The organism is Rhodococcus sp. EPR-134 (assembly GCF_001647205.1).
Classification (GTDB): Bacteria; Actinomycetota; Actinomycetes; order Mycobacteriales; family Mycobacteriaceae; genus Rhodococcus_F; species Rhodococcus_F qingshengii.
In genome coordinates this window covers 1-5982 of sequence record NZ_LVCT01000283.1, presented here as the reverse complement: position 1 = coordinate 5982, position 5982 = coordinate 1, and the positions used below count along the sequence as shown (strand labels likewise).

General features: G+C 59.6%; 6 protein-coding genes. 5 read left to right on the top strand and 1 reads right to left on the bottom strand.

Going from position 1 to position 5982, the window contains the following annotated elements:
* The coding region (locus A2J01_RS12845) for a cation-translocating P-type ATPase (protein WP_156519262.1) at positions 1-1467 on the top strand (1467 nt) is incomplete at its 5' end.
* Positions 1468-1493: 26 nt separating this feature from the next.
* Here A2J01_RS12845 and A2J01_RS12840 read toward each other — a convergent pair.
* Positions 1494-2645, bottom strand: coding sequence for a serine hydrolase domain-containing protein (locus A2J01_RS12840; protein WP_054187220.1), 1152 nt, complete (start codon positions 2643-2645; stop codon positions 1494-1496).
* A gap of 398 nt (positions 2646-3043) precedes the next feature.
* Between A2J01_RS12840 and A2J01_RS12835 the strand changes: the two genes are divergently transcribed.
* From A2J01_RS12835 to A2J01_RS12820, 4 genes are all read left to right on the top strand, one after another.
* The gene (locus A2J01_RS12835; protein WP_054187221.1) at positions 3044-3331 is read left to right on the top strand and encodes an SHOCT domain-containing protein; all 288 of its coding nucleotides are present in this window, start codon (positions 3044-3046) and stop codon (positions 3329-3331) included.
* Between the two features lie 163 nt (positions 3332-3494).
* The gene (locus A2J01_RS12830; RefSeq protein ID WP_054187210.1) at positions 3495-4598 is read left to right on the top strand and encodes a 3-oxoacyl-ACP synthase III family protein; all 1104 of its coding nucleotides are present in this window, start codon (positions 3495-3497) and stop codon (positions 4596-4598) included.
* The gene (locus A2J01_RS12825; protein WP_054187211.1) at positions 4582-5466 is read left to right on the top strand and encodes a 3-oxoacyl-ACP synthase; all 885 of its coding nucleotides are present in this window, start codon (positions 4582-4584) and stop codon (positions 5464-5466) included. The genes A2J01_RS12830 and A2J01_RS12825 overlap by 17 nt, the downstream gene beginning before the upstream one ends.
* Before the next feature lie 96 nt (positions 5467-5562).
* Positions 5563-5982 (top strand): universal stress protein (locus A2J01_RS12820; RefSeq protein ID WP_231915778.1); only part of this gene is annotated, 420 nt, incomplete at its 3' end.

The following is a 5982-nucleotide window of genomic DNA, read 5'->3' as shown; positions in this document are numbered from 1 at the left end:
GCGACCACTCACGTGCACCACACGATTTTTCCTTTCGATCCCGAGCTTCGCAGAATGTCGACAGTGGACCGGGTCGGAGATGAATTTCGGATCCAGGCGAAGGGGGCGCCGGAGGAGATCCTCAGTTTGTGCTCCCGAATTGTGGGGGTCGATGCGTCTGAGCATGATCTGACGTCCTCGGAGCGTTCCGAGGTGGCGTCGGCGGTCCACGATTGGGCACGGGAAGGACTACGACTGATCGCCGTGGCGGAACGATTGTCGATCATCGGCGAGGAGGAGCAATTGTCTCGTCTCGACATCGAACGAGACATGACACTGCTAGGGATCGTGGCGATGATCGACCCTCCACGCCCGGAAGTCGCTGCCGCGGTGGAGAAATGCCATACTGCAGGTATTCGCATCATCGTGGTGACCGGCGATCATGGACTCACCGCACGCGGAATTGCAGAAAGTGTGGGAATCGGCCGAGGGGGCCTTCAGGTAGTCACCGGATCTGAACTCGAGGAAATGTCGGAGAAGGATCTCGACGAACTCCTGTATACCGACAACGAGATCATCTTCGCTCGGAGTTCGCCGGAAGAGAAGCTTCGGATCACAGATGCGCTTCGCGCCGGTGGCTATGTGGTCGCGATGACCGGCGACGGTGTCAATGATGCTCCAGCTCTGCGACGGTCGGACATCGGAGTGGCGATGGGACGGTCCGGCACTGACGTCGCTCGGGAGGCTGCGACGATGGTTCTCACTGACGACAATTTCGCCACTATCGTCGACGCGGTCGAAGCTGGGCGCAGGGTTTATGACAATGTCCGTAAATTCATCGTCTACATTTTTGCGCACGCGACTCCCGAAGTGGTGCCCTTCCTGGTGTATGCCCTGTCCGGCGGTCAGATTCCACTTCCCCTGACCGTGATGCAGATATTGGCAATCGATTTGGGCACTGAGACATTGCCCGCATTGGCACTCGGTCGGGAACGGGAGGAGCCTGGCTTGATGGATCGGGCACCGCGAAAAGCTTCACAGAATGTGGTGGACAAGATGATGCTGGTGCGATCGTGGGGCGTGCTCGGTGGCGCGTCGGCTGCAGCAGTCATGGTCTTGTTCATGGCCGCTCTTCTATCTGGAGGCTGGACTTTCGGAGCCGACGTGTCTTCAGGTGCGCTCGAACACACCTGGAAGCTGGCAACGACGATGAGTTTCCTCGGGATCGTGTCGTGCCAGATCGGAACCGCCGTCGCTTCTCGAACAGAGCATGCATCCCTATGGAAGATCAGATTGTTCTCGAATCGGTTGTTGCTCTGGGGGATTGCGTTCGAGATTGTCTTCGCCGCTGTTGTGGTGACGCTTCCGTCGGCGCAGCGTGTATTCGGCACAGTCTCGCCCACGTGGTATCAGGTTCTGTGGTTGCTGCCCTTACCGGTCTTGGTGTGGGGGTGCGATGAATTCTGGCGGTGGACGCGACGCCGCTGATCGAGCAGGCGACCAACCTATAGTGCCTATAGTGCGCGGGCGATGGATTCCGCTCTGGCACCCAGTCCGGCCAACCGCAGGTCGGCGAACGGAGTCAGAGACCCACCCATTCGGTTCGTGACGAATGCGACGGACAAACGAGTTTCCGGGTCAGCGAACGCACCTGATCCGCCGAGCCCGTAGTGCCCGAAGGCTTGCAACGACTGGGTGCGGCTGGTTACAAATGCCGAGTGATAACCCAGCCGCCAGTTCATGCGGACTCCGAGAACGTAATCGCGCGCAGTGGTCTGCACTTCACCCATCTGTTCGAGGGTGTCTTCGCTCAAGAACCTGATTCCTCCGACCATTCCTCGATTGGCAAGTGCTGCATACATGCGAGCAAGAGCTCGCGCGCTGAACACACCGTTCCAACCAGGCATCACGTAATCATGGATGACGGGATTGCGGACGAGTTCGTCGAAGCCTGCCGGCATTCCGGCATCCGCGATGTTCTTGAGGACAGGTAGACGGGTCAAAGCGTAAGAAGCTGTATCCCACGGCACTTTGAACTGATTGATATGAGGAAACAGCTTCGCAATTCGATGACGTTCGTCTTCGGGGACCTTGAACCAGAAGTCCGGAATGTCAAGAGGTTCCGCTATCTCGGTACGTACAAGGTCGGTAAACGATGTTCCGGTTGCCCGCGTCGTGAGTTCGGCGACGAGAGATCCGAATGTGACTGCGTGATACCCGGGTGAGTCGAGGCGACGGATATCCGGTGTTGCCGAGGCCAGGGCGTTGGCCATGCCGTCGTGATCGAGCATCGCAAGTCGGCCGGTGACAAGTCCGCGAATGCGATGTAGCCCGGCACGGTGGGTCAACAGTTGCCGTACGGTTACGTCATCCTTGCCGGCGTAAGCGAATTCGGGCCAGTATTTCGCGATGGGTGCGTCGTAGTCGATGAGCCCACGTTCTGCGACACGGTGCAATACCGTGCTGGCAACCCCTTTTCCGGTGGAGAAGGACACAGATACCGTGGAAGCGTTCCAACGGGTGTCGCGGGTCGACCACCCGGACCAGATGTCGAGTACCGGTTCTCCTTCGAGGTAGACCGCCAGCGCTCCGCCGCCGTTGGAAGGGCGTTCGAAGAGGCGGAAGAACTGGGCAGCCAGCTGACCGAACCGTGGGTCGATCAGCATGACGCCCGGAGTGGACAGGGGAGCACCCCCGTCGGATCCGTCCCTACGAGGGGCGCATGAAACGGTCGTCGAGAGTAGCTCCTCGATCTCGGGGAGGTTCGTCATGGTCTGCACTTCTCAATCGATCTTGGGTCGTCGATTACCACCGCGTTACTTCTTTGAAACGTCGTGTTGATCGGGAAGATTCCTGCGCCGGCACGCTTGGGGAAGGTGGAGCAGAAGTGCTCTACAAACACGGACTTGCGGCAGCATGGCGGGGCTTGGCGCATCTGCCGATATGAGCAGAAAGACTCTGTGTGCGCGTAGTGTAAGGGCGCATCATGAAGGAGTATGCGTGAGTGCTCCGCTGGTGGGGAAGTGCGTACGGCACGCATGGAGAGATGGGAGGCCTCGCTGTGATGTACGACGATCACTATTTCAGTAGTTGGGGTTACCTGCTGATGTTCGTAGGTATGGCCTTGTTTTGGGGCTTGCTGATCCTGGGGATCTTTCTGCTCATTCGCTACGCCGGACATGGACCGACAGAGTCGGGGAGTCAGCCGCCTGGAAGCAGTCGGTTGCAAAGTTTTCCGCCGCCGCGACACAGCGCCGAGCAAATTCTTGCCGAGCGATTCGCGCGCGGGGATATAGATGAGAACGAGTATCGAAGCCGGCTGGCGATTCTGCGAACCGACCCATCCCCCTGAGTGATTCGGCACAAGTACGAAGGAGGTGACGGCCATGGATGCCATGCAGATGTTCCACATGTTCATGATGTGTCTCCACGGAATGGGCATAGTGCCGCCCATGCAGATGATGCCGATGCACTAACTCACGATTCAGGAACGCCGGCGCGAGGTAACAAGTGAAATGGTCAAACACTGGCTGTTGACGGACTCGGAAAATGACGACAGACGAGTGCCGTATCGAACGCGGGTGGCGGGGGCAGGTCGGCATCTTCCCGTCACCAGACTTACGACTGAGGATTTGATGGCGACAACACGCCACGACACGGGTATCGATCTCGAACGACTGACTGGAATCCACGAGCGGCGGGTCAGCGTGGGCGATGAGGATTCCTACACCCTCGCAACAGCAGCTGCGCGGGATGCCTTGCGTCGGTCGGGTTGTGCCGTCGAGTCGATAGATGTGGTGATCAGCTGCAGTATCACCAAGTTTAGGGGCGGTATGACTCAATGGCTCGAACCGACGATGAGTAGTGCCGTCGCGCGGAACCTCTGTGCAGACCGGGCTATGAGCTTCGATCTTTCCAATGCTTGTGCTGGGATGCTCACTGGGGTGATGGTGGCCAACAATTGGATCCGTCTGGGATTGATCGAGCGGGCGCTGGTTGTCAGCGGTGAGTATATTTCTCAGCTCGGTCACAATGCTGCCAAGCATATTCACAACATATTGAGCAGAGAGTTGGCTTCCTTGACCTTGGGCGATGCGGGCGCCGCGCTCGTCCTCGAACGGGCGCCCGTGGGCGCAGCCGGGATTCGCATTGCCGGGTTTACAACGGTCGCGGACTACAGCCGGTTGTGTCTCGCTTACCCGAAGGGCAGGGAGCCGGGTGCTCGCATGTTCACCAATTCGCGAGCCATTCAAAAGGCCGCCATCGCCGATACCCCGTTACTTCTGCACGAGGTACTCGACACACTCGGACTGTCGATCCATGACATCGACCATGTGATCACCCATCAAACGTCGGCGCGTGCAATCAAGAAGGGCATGGCTGAGATGGCGCTGTCGTTCGGCGACAGTCCGCGCCATGACGCGGTCATCACCGTCGATCGATACGGGAACACAGCCTCGACAACTCATACCGTGGCATTGGTCGAAGAACTCGAGGCCGGCCGGATCAAACCGGGAGAGACAGTTGCATTGATCTCCCTGGCTTCCGGGCTGGAGATCGGGGTAGTCCTTGTGGAAATCGACGATGAACTGGTGGCGCGCTATGGGAACGATCATTGAGCAGGTGATGGTCACTCGGGCTGGATGGCTGAGGCGGCACAGCGCACTGCACCTTGCGGTAGCGGCGGCTCAGTCGTGCCTCGGAAAGGCCGGTTGCAGCCCGGATGGCTTGGATCTGCTCGTGAACGCGGGTTTGTATCGCGACCGGAACCTTGGTGAGCCGGCTCTTGCCGCGCTGATTCAGGACGATATCGGCGCTCATCCGGAAGACCCGCACACGGGCGATCACGGGACCTTCTCTTTCGATATCGCGAATGGCACCTGTGGCGTCCTGACCGCGCTGCAGATCGTCGACGGATTCCTCCGCTCCGGAGTGATCGAACGGGCTCTCGTCGTTGCCAGTGATGCAGACCCGGGGCATCGGCTCAGTGAGAGGTTTCCGTTCTCGGCAGCCGGGGGAGCGGCGTTATGCCGCTGGACCGATGATCGATATGGTCTTGGCCCGGTGCATTGGGTCAATGATCTCGACCGCGGGGAGTCTTTCCGGGCAACTGTCGGACAGGCAGACAATCGAAACATCCTGCGTTTCCAAGTGTCCGACTCGCTCGATGACGACTACGCCGCAGCCGGTCACGAAGCAGTTTCCGCATGCCTGCGGCAGGCGAAAATCGCTCTGGCGGAGGTGGATTTCATCGTGGCTGCTCCGGCTCGCCCGGCCTTCCGTTCGGCACTCGCGACACGGTTGGGGAGTGCGAGCTCACGGGTCATCGTGGCCGACGACGAGTACATCCACACGGCTGCCCTGATCGCAGGATTGGCGAGGGAGAAACCGCGACGCTTTGCAGGCTCTCGAACGATGCTGGTCGCGGCTGGGGCGGGCGTGACCGCTGGCGCCGCGCTGTACGACGTGCCCCCGGAGTCAGATTGAGCTGAGTCGGGTCGAGCTGAACAGTTGTGTGGGGGGAAGCGATGGTTGCGAACGTATTGGTGCTTGACGCTGACATCGATTGTTGTGGAGGTCCTGATGGCGAGATCTCCGATCATTGTGGGAATAGACGGATCTCAGCACTCGCGCGATGCTCTGGGGTGGGCTGTAAGGGAGGCAACCTTGCGTGACGTGCCGCTACTGCTCGTGTGCGCCACGACCTATCGACGCACAAATGATGGTCCAGACCTCGCCCGCGAACTACGTGACCGCGCAGATCGAGTGCTTGCCACGGCCCTGGGGATCGCCAGGGCCGAGGCTGTCGCCGGTTCAATCGAGGTCCGCGGGGAAGTGTCACGTCAGTATGCTCCGGGAGCGCTCATCGATCGATCCGCCGATGCATCGATGATCGTGCTCGGTCGTCGCGGGCTCGATGAGTACTCCAGAGGGTTTGTCGGTTCTGTGTGCGCGGCCGTAGCACGTCGAGCGAAATGCCCGGTGGCAGTGATAGACGGTTGG